Annotated in this window: 22 protein-coding genes and 1 tRNA gene; 16 read left to right on the forward strand and 7 right to left on the reverse strand. The window is 58.5% G+C overall.

Going from position 1 to position 24,820, the window contains the following annotated elements:
* Positions 1 to 124 precede the first annotated feature (124 nt).
* The 15 genes from aspS (at position 125) to nusB (ending at position 16,605) form a co-directional block, all read left to right on the forward strand.
* On the forward strand, positions 125 to 1,930 hold the full coding sequence (gene aspS / locus HMPREF0308_RS04880; protein ID WP_034656867.1) for an aspartate--tRNA ligase: 1,806 nt from the start codon (positions 125 to 127) through the stop codon (positions 1,928 to 1,930).
* 119 nt (positions 1,931 to 2,049) lie between these two features.
* On the forward strand, positions 2,050 to 3,264 hold the full coding sequence (locus HMPREF0308_RS04885; RefSeq protein WP_034656868.1) for an aminoglycoside phosphotransferase/choline kinase family protein: 1,215 nt from the start codon (positions 2,050 to 2,052) through the stop codon (positions 3,262 to 3,264).
* Between the two features lie 3 nt (positions 3,265 to 3,267).
* A complete protein-coding gene (locus tag HMPREF0308_RS04890; protein ID WP_034656870.1) occupies positions 3,268 to 4,629 on the forward strand; it encodes a replication-associated recombination protein A in 1,362 nt (453 codons plus the stop codon).
* Positions 4,630 to 4,775: 146 nt separating this feature from the next.
* Positions 4,776 to 7,463, forward strand: a complete 2,688-nt coding sequence (alaS, locus tag HMPREF0308_RS04895) for an alanine--tRNA ligase (RefSeq protein WP_005529276.1) — start codon at positions 4,776 to 4,778, stop codon at positions 7,461 to 7,463.
* Between the two features lie 237 nt (positions 7,464 to 7,700).
* The gene (gene ruvX, locus HMPREF0308_RS04900) at positions 7,701 to 8,243 is read left to right on the forward strand and encodes a Holliday junction resolvase RuvX (protein ID WP_005529278.1); all 543 of its coding nucleotides are present in this window, start codon (positions 7,701 to 7,703) and stop codon (positions 8,241 to 8,243) included.
* 37 nt (positions 8,244 to 8,280) lie between these two features.
* Complete coding sequence (mltG, locus tag HMPREF0308_RS04905; protein WP_005529280.1) at positions 8,281 to 9,495, forward strand: endolytic transglycosylase MltG; 1,215 nt, start codon at positions 8,281 to 8,283, stop codon at positions 9,493 to 9,495.
* Between the two features lie 48 nt (positions 9,496 to 9,543).
* Positions 9,544 to 10,359 carry a shikimate dehydrogenase gene (locus HMPREF0308_RS04910; RefSeq protein ID WP_005529282.1) on the forward strand — a complete coding sequence of 272 codons (816 nt, stop codon included), beginning with the start codon at positions 9,544 to 9,546 and terminating at the stop codon, positions 10,357 to 10,359.
* Between the two features lie 48 nt (positions 10,360 to 10,407).
* Entirely contained in the window at positions 10,408 to 10,791 is a 384-nt protein-coding gene (locus HMPREF0308_RS04915) for a prepilin peptidase (RefSeq protein WP_005529284.1), read from the forward strand.
* A 50-nt stretch (positions 10,792 to 10,841) separates the two neighbouring features.
* Positions 10,842 to 12,053: a chorismate synthase gene (gene aroC / locus HMPREF0308_RS04920; RefSeq protein ID WP_005529285.1), complete on the forward strand. Its 1,212-nt coding sequence runs from the start codon at positions 10,842 to 10,844 to the stop codon at positions 12,051 to 12,053.
* 3 nt (positions 12,054 to 12,056) lie between these two features.
* Positions 12,057 to 12,593 (forward strand): shikimate kinase, encoded by a 537-nt coding sequence (locus HMPREF0308_RS04925; RefSeq protein ID WP_034656871.1) that lies wholly within the window; start codon positions 12,057 to 12,059, stop codon positions 12,591 to 12,593.
* Between the two features lie 12 nt (positions 12,594 to 12,605).
* On the forward strand, positions 12,606 to 13,691 hold the full coding sequence (aroB, locus tag HMPREF0308_RS04930) for a 3-dehydroquinate synthase (protein ID WP_005529289.1): 1,086 nt from the start codon (positions 12,606 to 12,608) through the stop codon (positions 13,689 to 13,691).
* Positions 13,691 to 14,128: a type II 3-dehydroquinate dehydratase gene (gene aroQ, locus HMPREF0308_RS04935; protein WP_005529291.1), complete on the forward strand. Its 438-nt coding sequence runs from the start codon at positions 13,691 to 13,693 to the stop codon at positions 14,126 to 14,128. The genes aroB and aroQ overlap by 1 nt, the downstream gene beginning before the upstream one ends.
* A gap of 151 nt (positions 14,129 to 14,279) precedes the next feature.
* Entirely contained in the window at positions 14,280 to 15,371 is a 1,092-nt protein-coding gene (locus tag HMPREF0308_RS04940) for a M24 family metallopeptidase (protein WP_034656872.1), read from the forward strand.
* A gap of 124 nt (positions 15,372 to 15,495) precedes the next feature.
* Positions 15,496 to 16,059 (forward strand): elongation factor P, encoded by a 564-nt coding sequence (gene efp, locus HMPREF0308_RS04945; protein ID WP_005529296.1) that lies wholly within the window; start codon positions 15,496 to 15,498, stop codon positions 16,057 to 16,059.
* 18 nt (positions 16,060 to 16,077) lie between these two features.
* Entirely contained in the window at positions 16,078 to 16,605 is a 528-nt protein-coding gene (gene nusB, locus HMPREF0308_RS04950) for a transcription antitermination factor NusB (RefSeq protein WP_005529297.1), read from the forward strand.
* Between the two features lie 90 nt (positions 16,606 to 16,695).
* Here nusB and HMPREF0308_RS04955 read toward each other — a convergent pair whose 3' ends face one another.
* From HMPREF0308_RS04955 to HMPREF0308_RS04975, 5 genes are all read right to left on the reverse strand, one after another.
* Entirely contained in the window at positions 16,696 to 17,460 is a 765-nt protein-coding gene (locus HMPREF0308_RS04955; protein ID WP_005529299.1) for an amino acid ABC transporter ATP-binding protein, read from the reverse strand.
* Positions 17,460 to 18,425 carry an amino acid ABC transporter permease gene (locus HMPREF0308_RS04960; protein WP_034656874.1) on the reverse strand — a complete coding sequence of 322 codons (966 nt, stop codon included), beginning with the start codon at positions 18,423 to 18,425 and terminating at the stop codon, positions 17,460 to 17,462. Before HMPREF0308_RS04960 ends, HMPREF0308_RS04955 begins: the two co-directional genes overlap by 1 nt.
* A complete protein-coding gene (locus HMPREF0308_RS04965; protein WP_034657014.1) occupies positions 18,418 to 19,296 on the reverse strand; it encodes an ABC transporter substrate-binding protein in 879 nt (292 codons plus the stop codon). Before HMPREF0308_RS04965 ends, HMPREF0308_RS04960 begins: the two co-directional genes overlap by 8 nt.
* A gap of 4 nt (positions 19,297 to 19,300) precedes the next feature.
* Positions 19,301 to 20,137: a DUF368 domain-containing protein gene (locus HMPREF0308_RS04970; RefSeq protein ID WP_005529304.1), complete on the reverse strand. Its 837-nt coding sequence runs from the start codon at positions 20,135 to 20,137 to the stop codon at positions 19,301 to 19,303.
* Positions 20,138 to 20,538: 401 nt separating this feature from the next.
* Positions 20,539 to 20,615 (reverse strand) — tRNA-Leu (locus HMPREF0308_RS04975).
* 81 nt (positions 20,616 to 20,696) lie between these two features.
* Between HMPREF0308_RS04975 and polA the strand changes: the two genes are divergently transcribed.
* The gene (polA, locus tag HMPREF0308_RS04980) at positions 20,697 to 23,363 is read left to right on the forward strand and encodes a DNA polymerase I (RefSeq protein WP_034656876.1); all 2,667 of its coding nucleotides are present in this window, start codon (positions 20,697 to 20,699) and stop codon (positions 23,361 to 23,363) included.
* Between the two features lie 65 nt (positions 23,364 to 23,428).
* Here the strand turns inward: polA and HMPREF0308_RS04985 are convergent, their stop codons facing one another.
* Both HMPREF0308_RS04985 and HMPREF0308_RS04990 read right to left on the reverse strand, forming a co-directional pair.
* Positions 23,429 to 23,884 carry an RDD family protein gene (locus HMPREF0308_RS04985; protein WP_005529308.1) on the reverse strand — a complete coding sequence of 152 codons (456 nt, stop codon included), beginning with the start codon at positions 23,882 to 23,884 and terminating at the stop codon, positions 23,429 to 23,431.
* Positions 23,885 to 23,951: 67 nt separating this feature from the next.
* Positions 23,952 to 24,710, reverse strand: coding sequence for a class I SAM-dependent methyltransferase (locus HMPREF0308_RS04990; RefSeq protein WP_034656877.1), 759 nt, complete (start codon positions 24,708 to 24,710; stop codon positions 23,952 to 23,954).
* Positions 24,711 to 24,820 lie beyond the last annotated feature (110 nt).

Consider the following 24,820-nt stretch of genomic DNA (forward strand, 5'->3'; position numbering starts at 1 on the left):
CGCGACTTGTTCACACCTCGGAGGGTAGACTTGGGCCGTTCATGACTTGTACCGCTCGGCGCGTGCTGTTTACGCGTGGCGTGGGCGCCTACAAGAAGAAATATAGAGAAGGGATTGAACAACAGTGCTGCGCACTCATTTGGCTGGCGAGCTCCGCAAGGACATCGCAGGCGAAACCGTAACCCTGACCGGCTGGGTTTCCCGTCGCCGTGACCACGGTGGCGTTATCTTCATCGACCTGCGTGACCGTTCCGGCATCGCTCAGGTCGTCTTCCGTGAATCCGACGTTGCAGAGCGCGCCCACGACCTGCGCTCCGAGTACTGCGTCAAGGTTACCGGTGTGGTTGAGCCGCGCCCAGAGGGCTCCGAGAACCCCAACCTGCCTTCCGGCGAGATCGAGGTTAACGTTTCTGAGCTTGAGGTCCTTAACAAGTCCGCAGCACTGCCGTTCCAGATCGACGATCCTTCAACCTCCGGCGAGGTCGGCGAGGAGACCCGTCTGAAATACCGCTACCTCGACTTGCGCCGCAAGACCCAGGGTGATGCCCTCCGCCTGCGCTCCGAGGCGAACCGTGCTGCCCGCGAGGTCCTGGCCCGCCACGATTTCACTGAGATCGAGACCCCAACCCTGACTCGCTCCACCCCCGAGGGCGCACGCGACTTCCTCGTGCCGGCTCGTCTGAAGCCAGGCTCCTGGTACGCATTGCCGCAGTCCCCGCAGCTGTTCAAGCAGCTGCTGATGGTGGCTGGTATGGAGCGCTACTACCAGATTGCTCGCTGCTACCGCGACGAGGACTTCCGCGCTGACCGCCAGCCGGAGTTCACCCAGCTCGACGTTGAGATGTCCTTCGTCGATCAGGATGATGTCATTGCTCTCGCTGAGGAGATCGTTTCCGCCCTGTGGAAGCTCATCGGCTACGAAATCACCACCCCAATCCCACGTATGACCTACGCGGATGCCATGAAATACTACGGCTCCGATAAGCCCGACCTGCGCTTCGGCATCAAGATCGTCGAGTGCACCGACTTCTTCAAGGACACCACCTTCCGCGTGTTCCAGAACGAGTACGTCGGCGCAGTCGTCATGGAGGGCGGTGCTTCCCAGCCACGCCGTCAGTTCGATGCTTGGCAGGAGTGGGCAAAACAGCGCGGTGCTAAGGGCTTGGCTTACATCACCATCGCTGAGGATGGCAGCCTCGGTGGCCCGGTCGCCAAGAACATCACCGACGCAGAGCGCGAGGGCATCGCCGCCCACGTCGGCGCACAGCCAGGCGACGCCATCTTCTTCGCCGCCGGCGACACCAAGTCCTCCCGCGCGCTGCTGGGCGCAGCCCGTGGCGAGATCGCTCGCAAGCTCGACCTCATCAAGGATGGCGACTGGGCATTTACCTGGGTTGTTGACGCACCGCTCTTCGAGCCAGCCGCTGACGCCACCGCTTCCGGCGACGTGGCACTTGGCCACTCCAAGTGGACCGCAGTCCACCACGCTTTCACCTCCCCGAAGCCGGAGTACCTCGACTCCTTCGACAAGGAGCCGGGCGAGGCTCTTGCCTACGCATACGACATCGTCTGCAACGGTAACGAAATTGGTGGCGGTTCCATCCGTATTCACCAGCAGGATGTGCAGAAGCGCGTCTTCGACGTCATGGGTATTGGCGAGGAAGAAGCACAGGAGAAGTTCGGCTTCCTGCTTGATGCATTCCAGTACGGCGCACCGCCACACGGCGGCATCGCTTTCGGCTGGGACCGCATCGTATCCCTGCTCGGCGGCTTTGACTCCATCCGCGACGTCATCGCCTTCCCGAAGTCCGGTGGCGGAGTTGACCCGCTGACTGATGCTCCTGGTCCGATCCCTGCTGCACAGCGCAAGGAGACCGGCGTTGACTTCAAGCCGGAAAAGAAGGCTGAAAAGAAGGCCGAAGCCAACTAAAGCGCGGGCATCAAGCGGGGCAGCAACGTGGTACAGCGTTCGATAAAGGGCGTTGGAAGCGAAGCGCCCCGCTTTATTGCGGTTAGCGTTGGGCAGTATGAGGAATTTTTAAGGGAGAGATAGTGACCACGGAGAAGGTTTACACCCAAGATGAGGTCGTGACATTTGCAGCAGAGCTGCTGTCGCGCCGCTATGGAGGTGTGCCCGAATTTACTCAGGTGACCGACCTGGGCGGTTCCGGTAATGCCTTAGTGCTGCGCGCACGCATGACACCGACCGCGTTTCTCCCGCACCGTTCCGTGGTCATCAAATACAACCCCATGACGGGCCATTCCATCGACGATGCGGCGTTGCTGCTTGAAGTCGTGGCCTATCAGTTCACCACGGCCCTCAATGAGGACGTGCGTCCTGGTCCGGTTCTTTTTGCCGCGGACTTGGAGCGTCGCATTTTGGTGCTTTCCGACGCCGGCGAAGGTGACACGTTGGCTGATGTTCTGACGCGTGCAAAAGGGGAGGACCGCAAAGAAGTCCTCCGCAAGCTAGGACGCTCGCTTGGCCAGATGCATGCGGGGACCGCGGGACGAGAGCTTGACTACGAGACTTTGCTCAACCGCATGCTGCGCCAGCATCCTGAATACGAAGAGCACCAGGCGCTGCGCGATGAATCCCTGCGTGCGTCCATCCTCATCGGTGCAGACATTCTCTCCAAGGCTGGCCTTCCCGCGCCAGCGCACTTTGTCGAACTGGCGGAAAAGGCCGCGAGTGCCTTGAGCTATGGCCAAGAGCGTGCCTTTACACCCTTCGACTTGTCGCCCGACAACGTCATTGTCTCGCAGCGTTTGTCCTTCTTGGACTATGAGTGGGCCGGCTACCGCAACGTTGGATTCGACGTCGCCTGCGTTATCGCAGGTTTCCCGCAGTTCCTTTTCGCGCGCCCAATCTCTGACGAGGAAGCGGAGATCTTCATCTCCGCATGGCAGCGCCACGTCACCGGCGTGTGGCCGCGCTTTGCTGATGACGCAGAGCTGCACGAGCTCATCGTCGCTTCCCTCATCGGGTGGGCGCTATCCAGCGTGACCACCATGTATGCCGGTGGCATTGAAGGAGTCGTAGCCTTGGCCGAAGGCTCCGCAGAGGTCTTCCACGATGCGCGCAACTCCGTGCTGCGCCCCGCAGACCAAGGGCCATTTAGTGAGGAGGAAGTCCTCATTAGGCGCGACCTGTATGAGACCTTCGAGGCCTTGTCACGTTATGCGGCACAGTGCGGCAGCGACACCTGCCAGCCCGTTGCGGAGTTTGGCCGTACCGTGGCCACGCGGCTTCGCGGAGCGTAGGCGATGTCGCAAGACTCACTTTTTGGACCCGCACCTAGGGGGAGCGAACCTGCTGGGCCCCTTCCTGGTCAGGAAATCTTCGCCACCCATGCTGGCTCGCCGCTCGCTGCACGGATGCGCCCGCAAAGCCTCGACGAGGTCTTGGGACAAGGCCACCTGCTTGAAAAGGGGAAGCCGTTGCGTCGCCTTATTGAGGGCTCCGGCGAAGCCTCGGTCATTCTCTATGGTCCGCCCGGTACGGGAAAGACCACGATTGCCTCGCTGATTGCCAAGGCGATTGGCCAGAACTTTGTGGGCTTATCCGCCCTCGATTCCGGCGTAAAGCAGGTGCGTGAAGTCATCACGCACGCGCGCCAAGAGCTTATCCATGGGCGTCGCACAGTGCTCTTCATCGACGAGGTGCATCGTTTTTCCAAGACCCAGCAGGACGCGTTGCTGGCGGCGGTAGAAAATCGCACCGTCCTTTTGGTGGCTGCTACCACGGAAAATCCTTCTTTCTCCGTCGTTGCGCCCTTGCTGTCCCGCTCCCTGTTGCTGCAATTGGAGCCGCTTGACGACGCCTCCCTGCGCGCCCTTGCACAGAAGGCACTGACGAGCGAGAGGGGACTTGCAGGAAGGATTAGCGCGAGCGAGGAAGCGCTTGAACATTTGGTCCTTTTGGCTGGTGGCGACGCCCGCCGCACTCTGACCTACTTGGAAGCCGCTGCGGAAGCGGTCCCCGACGGCGGCGAGCTTACGCCGCAAATCATTCGTGACAACGTCAATCGCGCCGTGGTGCGCTATGACCGCGACGGGGATCAGCACTATGACGTGGTCTCGGCTTTCATTAAGTCCATTCGTGGCTCAGACGTCGATGCGGCCTTGCACTATCTAGCACGCATGGTGGAAGCAGGGGAGGATCCGCGCTTTATCGCCCGCCGCCTCATCGTTCATGCCTCTGAAGATATCGGCATGGCCGATCCCACTGCGCTGCAAGTAGCAGTGGCGGCGGCTGAAGCTGCGCAGCTCATCGGCATGCCCGAAGCGCGCATTCCCTTGGCCCAAGCGACCATCCACTTGGCCACCGCGCCAAAGTCCAACTCGGTCATCGCTGCGATCTCTGCAGCGCAGGCTGATGTCCAGTCGGGCCGCATTGGCCACGTGCCCTCGCACCTGCGTGATGGCCACTATGAGGGGGCCAAGAAACTGGGGCATGCCGTGGGGTACAAGTACCCGCATGATGATCCGCGCGGCGTCGTCAAGCAGCAATATCTGCCCGACGAGCTCGAGGACTCCATCTATTACGAACCAACGGATCACGGTGCGGAGAAGCGAATCTTCGACTATCTGGGGCGACTGCGCAACATCATCCGCGGTAAGCGCTAAAGGCGCGCATCGGCCGCAGGGCGGCCAACTGCCAAGTTCGTACTGGCGAGCGCGCGAAAAGTGTGCCCCGATATCGGCAAATCTTTGCCGCACGGGTAGAGTTGAGCGCTGTTACGTACCGCTTAAACAGTGAAGGACTTTAGCTCGTGAAGACTCATGAGATCCGGGAACGCTTTACCCAGCACTTCGTCAAGACTGGACATGAAGCCGTGCCAAGCGCGTCGCTGATCCTGGACGACCCGAACCTGCTCTTCGTCAACGCCGGCATGGTTCCGTTCAAGCCGTACTTCCTGGGACAGCAGAATCCGCCATTCCCTAATGGTCTGGCAACTTCCATCCAGAAGTGCGTGCGCACCCTGGACATCGAAGAGGTGGGCATCACCACCCGCCACAACACCTTCTTCCAGATGGCTGGCAACTTCTCCTTTGGCCAGTACTTCAAGGAAGGCGCCATCAAGAACGCGTGGAGCCTATTGACCGGCTCCGTAGAAGACGGCGGCTTCGGCTTGGATCCAGAGCGCCTCTGGGTCACTGTCTACCTCGATGACGATGAGGCTGCTGACATCTGGCACGAGCAGGTTGGCGTGCCGCGCGAGCGTATCCAGCGCTTGGGTATGGAAGACAACTACTGGTCCATGGGTATCCCTGGTCCGTGTGGTCCGTGTTCCGAGATCTACTACGACCGTGGCCCTGAGTACGGCGCAGAAGGCGGCCCAGTAGCTGATGACAACCGCTATATGGAGATCTGGAACTTGGTCTTCATGCAGAACGAGCGTGGTGAAGGCATCGGCAAGGGCAACTTCGAAATTCTCGGCCCGCTGCCGAAGAAGAACATCGATACCGGCCTGGGCATCGAACGCGTGGCCTGCATCCTGCAGGGCGTAGACAATGTCTACGAAACCGACTTGTTGCGCCCGGTTATCGACGCAGCTGAGGAACTCACCGGCGCAAAGTACGGCGAGGGTGCGTCCGATCAGGACAACATTCGCTTCCGCGTTATCGCTGATCACTCCCGCACCGGAATGATGCTCATCCTGGATGGCGTTACGCCAGGCAACGAGGGCCGCGGCTACATCCTGCGCCGCCTACTGCGCCGCATCATCCGCTCTGCCCGCCTGCTTGGCGCTACCGCACCGAGCATGGAGCGCTTCATGAACACGATCATGGACACCATGACCCCGTCCTACCCGGAGATCGCTGACAACCGCGAGCGCATCCTGCGCGTTGCCATCGCGGAGGAGAAGGCCTTCCTCAAGACCCTCGAATCCGGCACCAAGCTCTTTGACGAGGCTGTTGAAGCGCTCAAGTCCACCTCGCGCGCTGCTACGCCGAAGATTCTTTCGGGCGAGAAGGCTTTCGAGCTGCACGATACCTACGGTTTCCCAATCGATCTGACCCTCGAGATGGCTCAGGAAGCAGGTCTGGAAGTTGACATGGACGGCTTCAATGAAGCCATGGGAGAGCAGCGCCGCCGCGCCAAGGCCGATAACCAGGCCAAGAAGCACGGCCACGCCGACCTTTCTCTCTACCGTGAGTGGGTCGATAACAACCCGACCGTCTTCACCGGTTACGAGACGCTTACTTCCGACGCCAAGATCATCGGTCTGGTTCGCGATGGCCAGAAGGTCAACGAGGTCCACGAGGGCGAGCAGGTAGAGGTCATCCTCGACCAGTCGCCGCTGTACGCAGAGTCCGGTGGACAGACCGCTGACCGTGGCCGCATCTACGCAGGAGAAAGCCTGCTCGAGGTCGGTGACGTACAGAAGATTGGAAAGAAGCTCTGGGTGCACAAGGCAACCGTTACTGCGGGCGGCCTTGACTTGGGCTCCACCGTCACCGCCGAGGTAGACCAGAAGTGGCGCCACGGCGCGGTGCAGGCTCACTCCGCAACGCACCTCATCCACGCTGCACTGCGCCAGGTGCTCGGCCCAACCGCAGTCCAGGCCGGTTCCTTGAACCGTCCGGGCTACCTGCGCTTTGACTTCAACTACACCGAGCAGCTTTCGCCGGCTCAGTTGGAAGAGATCGCATTGATCACTAACCAGGCTGTGGATGCTCACTTCGCTGTCAATACCATCGAGACCTCACTGGAACAGGCTAAGCAGATGGGCGCTATGGCTCTCTTTGGCGAGAACTACGGCTCCCAGGTGCGCGTCGTCGAAATGGGCGGTCCTTTCTCCATCGAGCTCTGTGGCGGTACCCACGTGGCCAATACCTCCGAGATCGGCCCGGTGTCCGTCCTGGGTGAGTCCTCCGTTGGTTCCGGCGCACGCCGCATCGAGGCTTACTCCGGCATGGATGCCTTCCGCTACTACTCCAAGGAGACCGCGCTCGTTGAGGGCATCTCCCGCGAGCTCAAGATCCAGTCTGAGGACCTGCCGGAGCGTATTGCTCAGCTGACTGAGAAGCTCAAGGCTGCAGAGAAGCAGATCGATGAGCTGCACAAGGCACAGCTGATGGCACAGACCGCTGACATGATCGGTGGCGCAATCACCGTGAACGGTTTTGCCGTTGTCAGCGTTCGCCTGCCGAACAACGTCAGCGGCGGCGACCTGCGCACCCTGGCAACCGACATTAAAAACCGTCTAGGTGACGAAGCTGGCGTCGTTGTGCTCGCATCTGAGAATGAGGGTGGCAAGACCCCGTTCATTGTTGGTGCCACCAAGGCAGCTGTTGCTCGTGGCATAAAGGCTGGCGATTTGGTCAAGACAATTTCCGGCTACGTTGACGGCAAGGGTGGCGGAAAGCCTGACATGGCTCAGGGGTCCGGCGCCAATGCTGAAGGTCTGCAGGCTGCCTTCAACGCTTTGCGTGACGAACTTGAAAAGGCCTAATTCGCTAAAGCCCATGAGGTGTTAGCACTTAACCCCCGTTTCCCGTGCTGGGAGCGGGGGTTTCTGCGCGTCTAAAGGGGTGAGCATTCGGGAAATCTGTCTTTTTATGCCATGTTTTCAACCCCTGCGCGCCATTGGTTGATGCAATATGACTAGAATCTAAATGTCATCGTTATCATTTTGCGACATTGGCTTCATGCTTAAAGTCGTACCCGAACGCGAAGGAACTTCAAGAGTATGGTCGTACAACCCGATACCCCGGGGCTTAATGACCCGGGAAATGGGCGTCGCCTAGCACTTGATGTTGGAACCGTGCGCATTGGAGTCGCAGTCTCTGACTCAAACGCCAGCTTGGCGTTGCCCGTTGAAACTGTGTCCCGCGAAACCGGCTTCAAAGATCAGGACAAAGGTGACATCGACCGTATCTTGGAGCTCATCCGTGAGTACCACGTTGTGGAAGTTGTGGTTGGCCTACCGCGCGATTTGCAGGGCAATGGTTCTAAAAGCGTGAAACATGCGAAGGAAATTGCGTTTCGCATCCGCCGTAGGCTGGGAAAAGATGAAACGATAGGGCAACCACCTGTTCGGATGGCTGATGAGCGTTTGACTACGGTCGCCGCGACTACAGCTTTGCGGGCGTCAGGGGTTTCCGAAAAGAAGGGCCGCAAGGTTATTGACCAAGCAGCCGCAGTAGAGATTTTGCAATCTTGGTTGGATGCGCGCCACAATGCGCTGCAATCAGATGCAACCACCCACGAGCCTTCAATAGCAGGAGACTAGTTACGTGAGCCGAAACCAAGAACGAATCGGACGCTCTATGGAGCCCAAGTACGTCAAGCGTCGTCAACGCGGCCTTGCCGTCGTCCTGGCCTCTGTCGTTCTAATCATTGGCGCCTTGGGCTACATAGGGTTCCGCCTGTTTGGAGGAGGAAGTAGCTTGGACTACGAAGGCACCGGCAACGGAACTGTACAGTTGGTACAGGTTCCTGAGGGCTCGTCGATGAGCGAGCTTGGGCCTGCTCTTGTAGAGAAGAACGTGGTCAAGACCGCAGAGGCATTCTCCTCGGCGGCCAACAGCAATCCCCGCGCAAGCCGCATTCAGCCGGGCTTCTACCGTCTCCAAGAGGAGATGAGTGCGAAGGCCGCAGTGGATGCCCTGCTCAAGGACGAGAACAAGATTGATCCTCTGGACGTTCAGGGTGGCGCAACGCTTTCCGACGTCAAGGTGGTCGGCGGGGATGTCCGCTACGGCATCTTCTCGCAGATTGCCAAGGTTTCCGAGCAAGAGGGTGGCTCTGTCACCAAGGAAGATCTGGAGAAGGTCGCTGCGACGGTGGATCCCACCGAGCTCGGCGCACCTGAGTGGGCACTGGAGAAGGTGCGCTCTCGTGGTGAAGACCCGAAGCGCTTGGAGGGCCTCATCGCTCCTGGCCAGTACGTGGTGGACCCGAACATGGATGCAAAGGACATCCTGAAGGACCTCATTGAGCGTTCGACCAAGCGCTACAACGAGACCGGCATCGTGGACCGAGCACAAGCAATTGGCAAGACTCCATATGAATTGCTGGTTGCAGCATCCCTGGTCGAGCGCGAGGCCCCAGCCGGTGAGTTCGGCAAGGTTGCCCGCGTCATCCTCAACCGTCTCGACGAGCCAATGCGCTTGGAGCTTGACTCCACCGTTAACTACGGCCTGCCGGACGTTGAGCTTGCAACCACCGATGAGGCACGCGCTGAGGTTACCCCGTGGAACACCTACGCCAAGGAAGGTCTTCCGGACACCCCGATTGCTTCCCCGTCCGTCGAAGCCATCGACGCTATGGAGCACCCAGCTGAGGGCAATTGGCTGTTCTTCGCCACGATTGATGCTCAAGGCACTACCGTGTTCACCGACAACTATGACGAGCATCTGGACAACGTAGATAAGGCCATCAACTCGGGCATCCTGGATACTCAACGCGAAGGTGCCCAGCAGGGCGGTACGCAAGGCGAAGGACAACCGGCTGGGCAGCCTGCAGAACAGCCGGCGCAGTAGCGCGGGGCCGTGAAGACAGAACTTTAACGAGGAACGAGGGGATAGAGAATGCCACGTGCTGCAGTCCTTGGAAAGCCTATAGCGCACTCTCTTTCCCCTGTTCTGCATAACGCTGGGTACGCGGCTTTGTCGCTCAGCGATTGGGAATACACCCGATTCGAGGTCACCGCTGAAGAACTCCCGCGCTTTCTCGATGAGGCACCGGAGGATTTCCGTGGCTTCTCCGTCACGATGCCTGGCAAGTTTGCGGCACTCGAATACGCATCCCAGTGCACCGAGCGCGCGGAGCTCATCGGGTCGGCGAATACGCTCGTGCGAATCGACGACGGCTGGCGAGCAGACAACACCGACACCGAGGGCGTTTTAGGTGCTTTGAACGCGTTATTGGGGGACAAAACTCCCCATGCTGCGTTGCTTATTGGTTCTGGTGGCACGGCGCGTCCCGCGCTGTGGGGGCTTGCCCAGCGGGGCGTTTGTGACGTAACGGTGCTCAACCGCTCCGACCGCATGGAGGAGCTGCGTCCTCTAGCCGGAGCTCTGGGTATCACCTTGCACAAGGCCACGTTTGATGATGACCTTGTCGCATTGACTCGGGCGATGGACGTGATCGTTTCTACTGTTCCCTCTGCTGCACTCGAAGGACGTCTATTTGATCTCGCCCATGCGCCAGTCTTTGACGTTATTTATGATCCGTGGCCTACTCCTTTGACTATTCACGCTGCAGCAGACGGCTACGCCACTGTGGGCGGCCATGTCATGTTGGCGCATCAATCCTTTAGCCAGTTTGAGCAATTTACCGGACATACGGCTCCGCGTGAGCAGATGCAGATGGCGCTCAACGAAGCGCTGGGGCTTAACCAATAAAAGCCCGTCCCTGATGCCACTGCCTGGAATTCGCTAGGGTGTGGGGCTATGGGGGAAATCAGTGCTGTCATTGGTGCGCTGTGGGGTGCAGCGCTTATTTATTTTGATGTCCGTTTCAAGCGGCTTCCAGATTGGCTCACTCTGCCAGCGGCGGTGGCTTCGTTGCTGTTCTTTGAGCCGGCCGGACTCATCTGGCCTGGGATCTACCTAGCCTTGGCTTGTTGGCGAGGCGGTGTTGGCGGCGGCGATATCAAGTTGGCCTTCCCGCTGGGCATGTGGGTTACTCACGAGTGCGGCGTGATGGGGCAGCTCCTGGCGATGATGGGGGCGTCGCTAAGCACGGCTGTGTGGGGCACGTTGCGCAAAGACTCAGCGCCACCGCACGGACCTGGGATGCTGATTGCCGCAGCACTTTGTGTGATTGCGCTCTAAGTTTTACCCTGCTGGCACCACGGATTGCCTGTCGTGCGATAATTATCGGCATGCTTCGTTGGACTACCGCAGGTGAATCCCACGGCCAGGCGCTCATTGCCATGCTTGAGCACATGCCCGCCGGGGTTTCCGTTTCTCAGGATGACATTGCACTTCAGCTCTCTCGCCGCCGCCTTGGCTATGGCCGCGGTGCGCGAATGAAGTTTGAGGCCGATGAGCTAACGCTGCTCACCGGTATCCGTCACGGCAAGACCTTGGGCAGCCCCATTGCCATCATGATTGGAAATACCGAGTGGCCGAAGTGGACCACCATCATGTCCCCGGACGAACTCGATATGACCGATGAGGAAACCGTAAAGGCAATGTCCTCCGGCCGCGGCGCGGCTCTGACGCGTCCCCGCCCAGGGCACGCTGACTTTGCTGGAATGATTAAGTACGGTCACACTGAGGCCCGCCCAATCCTTGAGCGTTCTTCCGCCCGTGAGACCGCTGCCCGCGTTGCGGCGGCCACGGTTGCGCGCAACTTCCTGCGCGAGACCCTCGGTGTGGAAGTGGTTTCGCATGTTATCTCCATCGGTGCTTCCGAGCCGTACGTGGGGCCAACCCCCACCTTTGCGGATATCGAGGCCATTGACGCATCGCCGGTCCGCGCCTTCGATAAAGCGGCTGAAGAATCGATGATTGAGGAAATCGAGGCTGCTAAGAAGCAGGGCGATACGCTCGGCGGAATCGTGGAGGTTGTCGTAGAAGGCCTGCCCATCGGCTTGGGCTCGCATATCTCCGGTGATGACCGCCTTGATGCACAGCTCGCAGCAGCGCTCATGGGCATCCAAGCAATTAAGGGCGTGGAAGTCGGAGACGGCTTTGAGGAAGCCCGCCGCCGCGGCTCTGAAGCCCATGACGAGATGGTGCGCGACGGTGACTCCGTTTCGCGTTTAAGCAACCGCGCTGGCGGCTTAGAAGGTGGTATGACCAATGGTGAGGCACTGCGTGTGCGCGCTGCGATGAAGCCGATCTCTACCGTCCCCCGTGCACTGAAGACCGTGGATATGGCCACCGGCGCGCCCGCCACCGGTATCCACCAGCGCTCCGATGTGTGCGCGGTTCCGGCTGCTGGCGTCGTGGCCGAGGCGATGGTTGCCTTGGTTCTCGCGCGTGCCGTCTTGGACAAGTTCGGCGGGGATAGCGTTGCTGAGACTAAACGCAATATCGATGCCTACAATGAGTATGTTTCCCAGCGTCTTGCTTTTGAACAGGAGTAAGTGATGACCACACCGGTTTCAGTAACTGGTAGCCCGCACCCGCGAGTCGTGCTTGTGGGCCCACCGGGTTCGGGTAAGTCCTCGATCGGACGCCGCTTAGCTAATGCTCTCAATTGTGAACTCATTGATTCCGATGTCTTGATTGAGGAGCGCGAATCTGTTGCCTGTGGCGAAGTATTTTCCTCGCTAGGCGAACTGGCTTTCCGCGAACTGGAGGCCGAAGTGGTCAAGGAAGCGTTGCAGTCTCGTGGTGTTGTGAGCCTAGGCGGTGGGGCGGTGCTTACTGACTCCACCCGCGAGCTGTTGGACCGCCACACGGTGGTATTTCTAGACGTCACTGCCGAGGAAGGGGTTGCGCGTACATTGGGCGATCCCAACCGCCCCGTGCTTGAAGCAGCGGACCCGCTGGCGCACTATGCATCGCTTCTCGACGCCCGCCGCCCGTACTACGAGGAGGTCTCTGACTTTAAAGTCCGTACCGGTGCGCGCACTCCGCAGCAGGTAGTGGGCGATATCCTCGGCTTCCTCGATACTCTCTAAGAAAGCGAACTCATGACCACGATTCCAGTTAATGGCCCCAATCCATACGAAGTTACCGTCGGCACAGGTTTGACCGCCGACATTGCGGACCGAGTAAAAAGCACCGGCGCAGGCCATGTAGGAATCGTGTTTCAACCGCCGCTAGCTGCCGCCGCACGTCAGCTCGCTGCGGAGGCTGAGGCGCGCAACGTCGTTGTCACTTTGCTACCAATTCCGGATGCTGAGGCTTCCAAGCGCCTAGAGGTGCTCGGTGGATTGTGGGACGAGTTGGGGGCAGCGAATTTTAGCCGCCGTGACGTCATTGTGGGCTTGGGTGGCGGCGCCACTACTGACTTGGCTGGTTTTCTCGCCGCAACGTGGATGCGCGGCATCAAGGTGATCCAGGTTCCGACCACGCTTTTGGCAATGGTCGATGCGGCAGTAGGTGGTAAGACCGGCATCAACACGGACGCCGGAAAGAACCTCGTGGGCGCCTTCCACGAGCCAGACTCCGTGTTCGTGGACCTTGACCGGCTCGTCACTTTGCCGGAAGAGGAAATCGTCGCCGGCTCCGCGGAGATCATCAAGACTGGTTTCATCCATGATCCCGTTATCATCGAGCGTTACCTCGCGGACCCCGCCGCCTGCCTGAATCCTTTGCAGACCCTTCCTGGGCTTATTGAGCGTTCCATCGCGGTCAAGGCCCGCGTGGTGGGCGAGGACCTCAAGGAAGCAGGTCTGCGTGAGACCCTCAATTACGGCCATACCTTTGGCCATGCGGTGGAGCTGCGGGAGAACTATACCTGGCGCCACGGGCGTGCGGTGGCGGTGGGCATGATGTTTATCGCGCAGCTATCTCATACACGCGGGCTTATCGACGCCGCGCTGCTTCAGACTCACAGCGACATCTTGGCATCGGTCGGTTTGCCAACCACCTACGAGGCCGGTCACTTCGATGAGCTTTATGCTGGCATGACCCATGACAAGAAGAATCGTGGTGGGCACATTCGTTTCGTAGCACTGACCGGAATCGGTCAGACCACCCGCATCGAGGACGCCACCATTGAGGAAATGCAGGCAGCCTACGCTGCCATTTCAAGAGAAAGCCGGTATAAGTGATGAAGATTTTGGTTCTCAATGGGCCTAACCTTAACCGCTTGGGCAAGCGCCAGCCGGAGGTTTATGGAAAGACCACGCTTGCGGACGTCGAAAAGCACGTGCGTGAAGTCGCAGGAAGCCTCTCCCCAGACCTCGAGCTCGAGTTCTTCCAGTCCAATCACGAGGGCGAACTCATCGACAAAGTGCACGAAGCTGCCGATGCCGGTTGGCCGGTCATAATCAACCCTGGCGGCTTTACCCATACCTCGGTGGCGCTGCGTGACGCGCTCGCTGAAGTAGCTGATGGCCCCGGTTTTGTTGAGGTACACATCTCAAACGTGCATGCGCGCGAAGCCTTCCGCCATCATTCCTATCTCAGCCCGATTGCGCGTGGTGTTATCGCCGGCCTTGGTGCTTACGGTTACGAGGCTGCCCTCGGTTACTTTCTACAGGACTAGTTCGAGGCGCCTAAATGCGGCAAGAATAGCCCCGAAGAGGTGAGCGCTACGGGCAGAAAAAGCAAAGACTGCGAGATATCGGTGGTCCTTGATGTATCTCTGTGACCCGCGCGATACCATGAGGTATCAAACATTGACGAAGGGACACCACATGGCACTCGCAGATACTCGCTTTAGCAATCGCCGCCGCAAACTCGCAGCGGAGCTTGCCGGTCAGCGCATCGACGCTGTTTTGATCACCCATCTGACCCACGTGCGTTACCTCTCGGGCTTTTCTGGCTCTAACGGTGGACTCTTCCTGCGCAAGGACCTATCCGCCATCATGGCAACCGACGGCCGTTACACCACGCAGATTGCCGAGGAAGTACCTGACCTGGAGGCCATCCTCGGCCGCGCTGTGGGCCCGGAGCTTCTCAAGCGCGTTGAAGGACCATTGCGTGTTGCTTTTGAAGCAGACTATGTTTCAGTTTCGCAGCTTGAAGCGCTAAAGAAGGCAGCGCCAGAGGACGTTGTACTCGTTCCTATTTCTGGCGTTATCGAAAAGATCCGTCTGGTAAAGGATCCAGTTGAACTAGAGCGCCTTGAGCAGATCGCAGCATTGGCAAACGAAGCCCTCGAAGGCCTCGTTGCTGCCGGGGAGATCGCGGTGGGGCGCACCGAGCGCCAGATTGCTGCGGACCTTGAGTATCGCATGCGCCAGCTGGGCTCGGAGCGAGTTAGCTTCGATACCATCGTCGCCTCTGGCCCTAACTCCGCCAAACCACATCACGGCGCTGATGATCGCGTTCTTGAAAGTGGTGATCTCGTCACCATCGATTTCGGTGCGCACCTGCGTGGTTTCAACTCCGATTGCACTCGTACCTTCGCTGTCGGCGAACCAAACGAGTTTTCGCGTGAAATTTACGATGTTGTCCTGCGCGCGCAATTGGCGGGCGTTAAGGCTGCAGTGCCTGGCGCAAAGCTCGTCGACGTCGACGCAGCGTGCCGCGACATCATCGAGGAAGTCGGCTACGGCGAGTACTTCGTTCACTCCACCGGCCACGGTATTGGACTAGACGTTCACGAAGGACCGTCTGCAGCTAAGACGGGAACCGGTGAACTGGCTGAGGGGATGACCCTGACCATTGAGCCGGGTATTTACGTTCCCGGGAAGGGTGGTGTGCGCATTGAGGATACCCTCATCATTACGGGCGGCGCGCCGAAAATTATCACCGCATTCCCGAAGGAACTGCAGATCCTCTAGGGTACTTGGGAAAATTTGCCTACAGGCCGTGCGTACTTTTGCGCGGCCCCTGTTATGCCAGCGTGGCCGCATAAGGTATGCTGGAACACTGTTTTCACCACTATTTTAACTGGGAGTTTGATCCATGGCTGATACCACCGATTTCAAGAACGGACTCGTTCTCAAGATTGACAACAAGCTGCAGCAGATTATTGAGTTCCAGCATGTGAAGCCGGGCAAGGGCCCAGCATTCGTGCGTACCAAGCTCAAGGACGTTGTTTCCGGCAAGGTCACCGACAAGACCTTCAACGCAGGCGTCAAGGTTGAGACCGCAACGGTGGATCGCCGCGATATGACCTACCTGTACAACGATGGTCAGAACTACGTCGTCATGGACGACAAGACCTACGAGCAGTTCGAGCTGCCTTTCGACAAGTTCGGTGACGCAGGCAAGTTCCTGCTCGAGAACATGCGCGTGCAGGTTTCCTTCCACGAGGGTGAGGCTCTCTTCGGCGAGCTGCCAATCTCCGTCGACCTCAAGGTTGAGCACACCGAGCCAGGTTTGCAGGGCGATCGTTCCTCCGGTGGCACCAAGCCAGCTACCCTCGAGACCGGTGCTGAGATCCAGGTTCCACTCTTCATCGAGATCGGCAACGTTCTCAAGATCGATACCCGTACCGGCGAGTACCTCTCCCGCGTCAACAACTAAGAACGCTAGGGTTTCTTCGTGTCTGAGCAAAAAGACGTCAATTACAAGCGCCACACGGCCCGCTACCGCGCGCGCCGTCGTGCCGCTGACATCATGTACGAGGCTGAAAACCGTGATGTTGATCCCGTGGCCATCATCGAGGATCGAGTCTCGCTGGCACGCGATCATGACAATGGCGTAGCCCCAGTCGCTGAGTACACGCAGATCATCGTCAAGGGTGCCGCTGAAGAACTCGACGTCATTGACGAGACCATCGAGCGCTACCTCTCCGCGGACTGGGAGCTGCACCGTATTCCAGCAGTGGACCGCGCCATCATGCGCGTGGCCGTGTGGGAGATCCTCTTCAATGAGGATGTTCCCAACGCCACGGCGCTAGTCGAGGGCGTTGAGCTAGCCTCCGAGTATTCAAATGACCAGGCTCCGCCTTATATCCACGCTGTGTTGGATGACGTTATCCAGGCCCAGTCGGCCGATAACCCGATGTCTGTGGCAGCCGAAGAGGCGCCGGCACAAGATTTTGAAAACGAGTTCGATTCTCAAGACTAAGCCGCATTGGGCAAAGCAAAAGCGCTGTTACCTACTGAAAGGTAACAGCGCTTTTGTTGTATGTGGGCCACTCGAGGGGCCCACAGGAGCTTAGAGGAGCGAGGAGAGGAACTCCTGGGTGCGCGGGTGCTGCGGGTTGTCGATGACCTGCTGCGGAGTGCCAGATTCGATGACTTGGCCGCCGTCCATGAAGAAAATCTTGTCGGCGACTTCTCGGGCAAATCCCATTTCGTGGGTGACCACCAGCATGGTCATGCCGCCCGCAGCGAGTTCCTTCATGACGCGCAGGACTTCGCCCACCAGCTCAGGGTCGAGAGCTGAAGTCGGCTCATCGAAAAGCATCAGCTTCGGGTCCATCGCCACGGAGCGAGCGATAGCAACACGCTGTTGCTGGCCACCGGAGAGCTGTACTGGGTAGGCGTCAGCCTTATGTGCAAGGCCCACCTGCTCGAGTAGCTCCATGGCGCGCTTTTTTGCTTGTTCCACAGGCTGCTTTTTAACATGAACGGGAGCCTCGATGATGTTCTCGAGGACCGTGCGGTGCGCGAAGAGGTTGAACTGCTGGAAAACCATGCCGATGTCTGCGCGTTGGGCTGCTGCTTCCTTCTCGGAAATCTCGTACAGCGCTCCGTCACGCTCACGATAACCGATGAGGTCACCATCTACGTAGAGCCTGCCTGCCGTAACCTTTTCAAGGTGGTTGCAGCAACGCAGGAACGTCGACTTACCGGAGCCCGAAGGGCCGAGAAGGCACGCGACCTCGCCGGGCTGAACTTCCAAGGTAATGCCTTTGAGCACGTTGAGGCTTCCGAAGGACTTGTGTACGTTCTGTGCGGAAATCATTGGCGTTGCCATTACTTTTTAACCTCTGGGATGACGGAAACGTTGTGGGGGATGGTGCCCTCGGCGTCGGCAAGCGCGGCGAGCTGGCGAGCAGTGAGCTCACGAGTAGCACCACGGTCGAAACGACGCTCCAAGAAGTACTGCGCGATCATCAGCAGGGAGGTGATGACGAGGTACCAGGTTGCTGCCACGAGGAGCAGTGGAATTGGCTCGAAAAGCGCTGCAGAAATGTCCGTAGCGCGGCCGAAGATCTCGTAGGTATACGGAACTGCCACGACCAACGAAGAGGTCTTCAGCAAAGAGATGAACTCGTTGCCTGTCGGCGGAATGATGATGCGCATTGCCTGTGGAAGGACGGTGCGGCGCATGGTCATCCACCAGCCCATACCAAGTGCTTTAGAGGCTTCCTTCTGGCCTTCGGGAACGGCTGAGATACCAGAACGTACAATCTCGGCCATATACGCAGCTTCGTTAAGGCCCAAGCCCAAGACCGAAAGCAGGAAGGCGTTGGTCAAAACGCTGGCGAGCGAAATCTCGGTGAAACCAAGGTTGATGGACTGGTACAAAGCAGAAAGCAGGCCCCAGAACACCAGCTGCACATAGACTGGCGTGCCTCGGAAGATCCAGAGGAAGAGCCAGGCGACGCCTTGGAGAACCGGGTTCGGTGACATCCGCATCACAGCGAGGATGGCACCTCCTACGACACCGATGATCATCGCCAGTGCTGTAATGGCCAAGGTGTGCAGGGAAGCAATTGCAATGCGGCTATCGAAGAGATACTGGAAATAGGTATCCCAGCCGAAGGCTTCGTTGCGGGCGGAACTGATAACAAACCAGACGCCGAGCAACACCAGAATCGTGGCAAAAACCCAGCGCCAGGGGTGGCGCAGCGGGCGGGCTTGAATCTCTTTGGGCTCAGCAGCCTTTTTAGACCGCGCCGACTTGGCGGCTTTAGGGGCCTGTGATGGATTAGTCATTGACTGGCCTTTCATTAATCATTGCCTCTTCCACGAGGCCATCGCTGATGCCCCAGCGTTCCAAGATCTTCTGGTATTCACCGGTTTCGATGAGGTGGTTGAGCGCCGCGGCAACTGCGGGGCCAAGCTTCGAGTCTTTAGGTACAGCGAAGCCATAAGGTGCGGCGTCAAACATGTCACCGACCATTCGCATTTTTCCGTCGGAACGGTTGACAGCCCACGAGGAAACAGGGGAGTCCGCGGACATTGCGTCGGCGCGGCCCATGATGACGGCGAGCGCAGCGTTGTCGCTCGTATCGTAGGAAAGGATGCGGAGGTCGCCGCCGCATGCGTCCTTCTTGGGAATGACGTCGTCTGTCTCTGAGACGGTGGTGCGCTGAACCGCCACGGTCAGCCCGCACGGGTTCGAAGGGTCGACGCGTTTGATACCGTCTGTGCGTTCCGCCCACTGGATTCCTGCGTAGAGGTGGTCGATGAAGTCGAAGTTCTTTCGGCGTTCCTCGTTGTCGGTAAAGCCAGATGCGCCGATATCGATCTGACCCGACTGCACGGCCGGCAGGATCATCGAGAAGTCCTGCTCAACAGGCTGGAATTCAAGGCCCAAGATGTCGGCGATAGCCTTCATCATGTCCATCTCCACGCCGACGATTGCGCCATCGGAGTCTTTGAACTCGAATGGTGCAAAGGGAGGGTTAGTGCCTGCCGTCAGGACTCCATCGGCGTCGTCGTAAAGCGCGGCGATTTCTGGAACTTTGTCCAGGTGCGGTTCTTCCCAGCCGTCAGGAGTCGAGGACTCGACGTTTGTTACGCAGCCAGCAGCGAGCATCGCGCACGCGAGTAACCCGCCGCTGGCAGCAATCTTTTTGTACATGGTCTTAGCCTTGCTTTTCTGGCACATGGTAGTTCTTAGCCTTGCGGGCGTCAATAAAAATGAAGATCGAAACGATGATCGCTCCCAAGATAAGCATCACCACAATGAGGCCACTCGAAGCATCTTGGTCCGCACCCCATGGCCACAGCGCACGCAGCGAGCCGAGCATGAAGCCGGCCATAGCTGCCAGGGTTGGCCCACGATGGTTGTCCAGAAGGTAGTTGAGCACCTTCACAAATGCAGCAAGTCCGCAAAGTGCGCCTAACGCAAAGACAGCGATGGTGCCCATCTCGCGGTCTGAAACAGCACCGATAATTGGCTGATAAAGACCCATGGTGAGCAAAATCAGGGAGCCAGAAACACCGGGGAGGACTAAAGCACACACGGCGACCATCGCGGCGAAGAAGACGACGATGAGCGATGGGTTCTCAACAGGATCGGAAGTAAAACCGGTTACGAAGAAAATTGCTGCTGCCGAGATGATAAAGGCCACTATTGATGAAAACTTGAATCGCTCGTCCCTGTCGATCATTGTCAAAGGCACGAAAATGGAGACGGCCACCATTCCGAGGAATAATGCGTTAGAAACGGAGACCTGATTTTCGACGAAGTTATGGAGAATCGTGGAGAATCCAAAAACGGCCGCGAACATGCCGACCGCAACCGACGCGAGGAAAGCCCATTCAACCTTCTTGAGCCGGCCTGAGATGAGGAAGTTAGCATTGTGCAGCGCGCGTTCGTAGATGCCCACGATGAGCGCAACCGTGCCGCCCGAGATGCCAGGAACTAATTCAGCCGAGCCAATGAGTGCGCCGCGAATGGCGTTGAGTACAAATTGCATGTTTTCGAAATTAACCTCTTGGTGCTCTCATTCTCGTTCTGACGTGCCGTAATGGTTAAAGAATTTACTCAAAATGCTGATTAATTCATTTAATCCGCGGTGCCGACATTACACGATAAATACCTTCAGTCTTATATTATTCATAGACCCTGCTCTAAGCAAAAGCCTGTTTACTGCTAAAAAGTATTGATTGAGCTGAGCACAGATGCGGGAAACACGCATTTTACTCTGGGGGAATTAGGGGATAGGTGGTGAAAGCGCAGCTGGCTACTCCCTCCCAAGGGCTGCCGTATTTTGGCGCGCGCAGCCCGTGATAACTGGCACCGTTGAACGCGAATAGTTTCTGCGATGTGAAAAACCCTCGCACCTAGGCAATAAAGCGCACGGATGCGAGGGTTTGTTGGTGCCCCTGGTGAGACTCGAACTCACACTGAATGGGTTTTGAATCCATTGCCTCTGCCAATTGGGCTACAGGGGCGTGCAACGTTGTGTTGACTGAAATGAAGTTTAGCGCAGTCTTCGAACCAAATACTAATCAGGTGGGGGTAAAGGCTCTAAGATGGGGCGAGTGACTTCTTCGACGACCAAAAACTCCAGCAACAAACCGCGACTTCTGCTCATTGACGGCCACTCCATGGCCTTCCGCGCCTTCTATGCGCTGCCTGCTGAAAACTTCGCAACGTCGGGCGGCCAGCACACCAACGCGGTGTACGGATTCCTTTCGATGCTTGCGAACATTATCGCCGAGGAAAAGCCCGAGTATGTGGGCGTTGCCTTCGATGTGGGCCGCAAGACCTTCCGTACCGAGATGTTTCCCGAATACAAGGCGCAGCGGGAAGCCGCCCCAGAGGAATTCCGCGGCCAGGTCGATCTCATTCGCGAGGTGCTGGGCACTCTGGGCATTACGACACTGTCACGTGAGAACTTTGAGGCCGACGATATCGTAGCCACCCTGGCAACCCAGGCCACGGATTTTGAAACCCTCATCGTCACCGGTGACCGCGACTACCTGCAACTGGTTAACGAGGACACCACAGTCCTGTACCCGATGCGCGGCGTATCGACCCTGCACCGCTTCACCCCGGATGCAGTGGTGGAGAAGTATGGCTTGACCCCTCGGCAATATCCGGACTTCGCTGCGCTGCGTGGCGACCCCTCCGATAACTTGCCGTCGGTTCCGAAGGTAGGTGAGAAGACCGCAACCAAGTGGATTCTCGAGTACGGCTCCCTCGAGGGCCTCATCGAGCATGCCGAAGATATTAAGGGTGTGGCGGGACAGAACTTCCGCGATCGCATTGAGCAGGTGCGCATGAACCGCAAGCTCACCCAGATGATCACAGACATGGATCTGGAGGTGACCCCGGCGGATCTGCAGTTCAAGGGTGCAGCAGTGTCTGAGGTTGCGGAGCGTTTTGACGCGCTCGAGTTCGGCGGCGGGCTCCGCGAGCGTGTCCTTGATGCGATTCCAAATGACGGTGGTGAGGCACCTGCACAAACAGAAGTGCCTACGCAGGAGACGGAGATCGTCGATGCGCCGCTGAAGCAGTGGCTCAAGGGCAAAAAGGACGTCGCTGTGTTCGTACAGGGTGACGGGCGTCCGGACCGCGGGGACGCGAGCGCAATTGCGCTTGTCGACGCCGATTTCCACGGCATGCAGCTCGAGCTCGGCGAACTCAGCGCCGAAGACGATGCAGCACTCGCCCAGTGGCTTAATTCGGATGCGCCCAAGTATTTCCACGAGGCCAAAGCAGCGTTCCATATGCTTGCTGGCCGTGGCATCGAGCTGCGCGGCATTGCGCACGACACTGCAATTGCTGCGTACCTGCTGCGCCCTGGGCAGCGCACCTATGAGCTGTCAGATGTTTATCAACGACACCTTAAGAAGACGCTCGGTCAAGCCAGCGATCAGCTGTCACTGCTAGACGATACGTCCCTGGTGGACCAGGCCGCAGCCATCATGGAGCTGGCCGCAGAACTGACAAAGCAGCTGCAAGCCATCGATTCCTTTGAGCTCTACACCGACCTCGAGCTTCCGCTCGTGGGAATCTTGGCCCGCATGGAGGCCACCGGTATTGCCGTGGACGTGGAGATTCTGGAAACTCAGCTCGACGCCTTCATTGAGCAGGTAGCCGAGCAGGAACGTGCTGCTCGTGAGCTGGCTGGCGACGACTCGCTGAACCTGAACTCACCTAAGCAGTTGCAGGCCGTGCTCTTCGAAACTTTCGAGATGCCAAAGACCAAGAAGACCAAGACGGGCTATTCCACGGCTGCCAAAGAGATTGAGCAGCTTGCCGTGAACCACCCGCACCCGTTCCTTGATCACCTGTTAGCACACCGTGAGTACCAGAAGATGAAGACCACCCTCGAAGGTCTCATCAAGACTGTGCAGCCAGACGGCCGAATTCACACTACCTTCAATCAAACGGTGGCATCGACAGGCCGTTTGTCTTCGACGGAACCCAACCTGCAGAACATTCCTGTGCGCACGGAGGCGGGCCGTCAGATCCGTTCTGCATTCATCGTGGGCGAGGGCTTTGAAACCTTGATGACTGCCGACTACTCACAGATCGAAATGCGCGTCATGGCTCACCTATCTGAGGACCCCGGTCTCATCGAGGCTTACCGGGCAGGGGAGGATCTGCACAACTACGTGGGGTCTAAGGTCTTCGACGTGCCCGTCGACGAGGTCACCCCAGAGCTGCGTCGCCGCGTGAAGGCCATGTCCTATGGTCTGGTCTACGGTCTGTCTGCCTTTGGTCTTTCCCAGCAGCTGGGCATTCCTGCGCGTGAAGCTAAAGAAATCATGGAAAACTACTTCGAGCGCTTCGGTGGCGTGAAGCGCTACCTAGATAACGTGGTGGAGAAGGCACGCAAGGACGGATACACAGCAACCGTGTTCGGGCGACGCCGTTACCTCCCTGAACTCAACTCGGATAATCGCCTCGCGCGTGAGAACGCCGAGCGCGCAGCGCTCAACGCCCCTATCCAGGGCACCGCAGCCGACATCATCAAGGTAGCCATGATTCGCGTCGATAATGCGCTGCGCGATCTTAAGTCCCGAGTGCTACTCCAGGTGCACGACGAACTTGTCGTCGAAGTTGCGCCGGGGGAGGCGGATGAGGTTAAGAAGATTCTTGAGCGCGAGATGGACTCCGCAATTGAACTCACCGTGCCGCTGGAGGTTTCCGCCGGCGCGGGCAAGGATTGGGACGCCGCAGCGCACTAAGGCGCGGCAATCACTGGTCAGTCACTCGACAGGACCGGCCCCGCAACTCCACGCGCGGGGCCGCGCTACGCCGCGCGCTGGCGGCGTTCGACGAGACAGTTAGCCACCATGTCGAAAGGCGTTTGACCAGTGGTCAACACGGAGAGACCAAGGATTCCGAGCACGATAGTCTCGACGTGAGGGACCCCGGTTAAGGAAATCAGGGTCAGCAGAATCCAGGCGTTGCGCAGGGCCGCGCTCCACCAACCGGGTTTGTCTGTGATGACTTCGAGCTGCAAGGACCACTTTCCAAGCGAGGTCCGGGTGCGTGCCTCGCAGATCACTCGATAAAGGTAAAAGACCACAGCGAGGGCCGCGATGTCGTAGATCGCGCCTACTCGCCCAGTTATCGGGGCGTCGAAAAGCGCATTCACGCTCCACCGCACCACGATGATGATGGCCGCGGCGAGGAAGGCATCAATCCACCAAGCCACAACACGGCGCAGCGTGATACCGAGGCGTTCCTTAACCAAAATCTGCATGCAGTAGAGCCTACTCAACGGGTGTCTGCGCTAGACAATGGCGATCATTGTCTGACCCATACTGTGATCATTGTCTGACACAGACAAAAACGATTGTTCCCGGGAAAATCTCGCCACGCTCCCTTGACCACTGGCCCCAAGTCAGGTCAAGGTCCTCCGGCCACTCGGGCTCGAGGATGTCTTCAATCAGGAATCCGCCGCGGGTTTGTAGCGCGCGCAGCCAGTCGCCTACGGTGCGGTGGAACTCAGCGTAGGTGAGGTTTCCCTCCGCGTCGCTCTCGATATAGGCGCGGTCGAAATACGGCAACTCCGCGGTGAGGTTCGCGGGATCGTCGGGGAAAATCCATCGCATCGGGTGGTTGGTGGAGAACACGAATCTCCCACCGGGCTTAAGTACGCGATGCACCTCCGCCAAGGCTTGGTCGATGTTGGCAATGAAAGGAAGGGCGCCAAAGGCTGAGAACACCACGTCGAATGAATCGTTGGAGTAGGGAAGCGCCAACACATCAGCCTGCACAAGCGGCAAGCCCCCAGGCGCGTGTGTCAGCATCCCGCGCGAAATATCGAAGCCCGTGGCAAACCGCGCGCGTCCTTGCAACCACGCAGTACACGGCGCAGAGCCGCACCCGAGTTCCAAAACTGTGGAAGTAGAGACGTCGCCAAGCAACTGCGCCTGCTCCTCGTGTAGCATCTCGGGACACCAGTAAAACGAGGACAAATATTCCTCGTGTGCCGCATGATAATCGCGGGCGTCGCTGTCCCAGAATTGACGATTCGCGTGCGACGGGGAGAAGCGTGGCGCGGGGGACTGTGAATCAGCAGACACTGAAGGGCTCCTTGAATGCGCGTGCCGCGTGTATATTTGCCGTTTTAGCTGCGCGGATGTAGTGTTGTACGGGCGTGTCTATGCCGTGGGTTGTCTAAGGCTTCCGTAGG

It is taken from the genome of Corynebacterium striatum ATCC 6940 (assembly GCF_000159135.1).
GTDB classification, from domain to species: Bacteria; Actinomycetota; Actinomycetes; order Mycobacteriales; family Mycobacteriaceae; genus Corynebacterium; species Corynebacterium striatum.

Bases quoted from the DNA above. Each gene is read 5' to 3' on its own strand.
- HMPREF0308_RS04890 (WP_034656870.1), top strand. From the start codon at position 3,268: ATGTCGCAAGACTCACTTTTTGGACCCGCACCTAGGGGGAGCGAACCT.
- ruvX (WP_005529278.1), top strand. From the start codon at position 7,701: ATGGTCGTACAACCCGATACCCCGGGGCTTAATGACCCGGGAAATGGG.
- mltG (WP_005529280.1), top strand. From the start codon at position 8,281: ATGGAGCCCAAGTACGTCAAGCGTCGTCAACGCGGCCTTGCCGTCGTC.
- HMPREF0308_RS04910 (WP_005529282.1), top strand. From the start codon at position 9,544: ATGCCACGTGCTGCAGTCCTTGGAAAGCCTATAGCGCACTCTCTTTCC.
- HMPREF0308_RS04915 (WP_005529284.1), top strand. From the start codon at position 10,408: ATGGGGGAAATCAGTGCTGTCATTGGTGCGCTGTGGGGTGCAGCGCTT.
- aroC (WP_005529285.1), top strand. From the start codon at position 10,842: ATGCTTCGTTGGACTACCGCAGGTGAATCCCACGGCCAGGCGCTCATT.
- HMPREF0308_RS04925 (WP_034656871.1), top strand. From the start codon at position 12,057: ATGACCACACCGGTTTCAGTAACTGGTAGCCCGCACCCGCGAGTCGTG.
- aroB (WP_005529289.1), top strand. From the start codon at position 12,606: ATGACCACGATTCCAGTTAATGGCCCCAATCCATACGAAGTTACCGTC.
- aroQ (WP_005529291.1), top strand. From the start codon at position 13,691: ATGAAGATTTTGGTTCTCAATGGGCCTAACCTTAACCGCTTGGGCAAG.
- HMPREF0308_RS04940 (WP_034656872.1), top strand. From the start codon at position 14,280: ATGGCACTCGCAGATACTCGCTTTAGCAATCGCCGCCGCAAACTCGCA.
- efp (WP_005529296.1), top strand. From the start codon at position 15,496: ATGGCTGATACCACCGATTTCAAGAACGGACTCGTTCTCAAGATTGAC.
- HMPREF0308_RS04955 (WP_005529299.1), bottom strand. From the start codon at position 17,460: ATGGCAACGCCAATGATTTCCGCACAGAACGTACACAAGTCCTTCGGA.
- HMPREF0308_RS04960 (WP_034656874.1), bottom strand. From the start codon at position 18,425: ATGACTAATCCATCACAGGCCCCTAAAGCCGCCAAGTCGGCGCGGTCT.
- HMPREF0308_RS04965 (WP_034657014.1), bottom strand. From the start codon at position 19,296: ATGTACAAAAAGATTGCTGCCAGCGGCGGGTTACTCGCGTGCGCGATG.
- HMPREF0308_RS04970 (WP_005529304.1), bottom strand. From the start codon at position 20,137: ATGCAATTTGTACTCAACGCCATTCGCGGCGCACTCATTGGCTCGGCT.
- polA (WP_034656876.1), top strand. From the start codon at position 20,697: ATGGGGCGAGTGACTTCTTCGACGACCAAAAACTCCAGCAACAAACCG.
- HMPREF0308_RS04985 (WP_005529308.1), bottom strand. From the start codon at position 23,884: ATGCAGATTTTGGTTAAGGAACGCCTCGGTATCACGCTGCGCCGTGTT.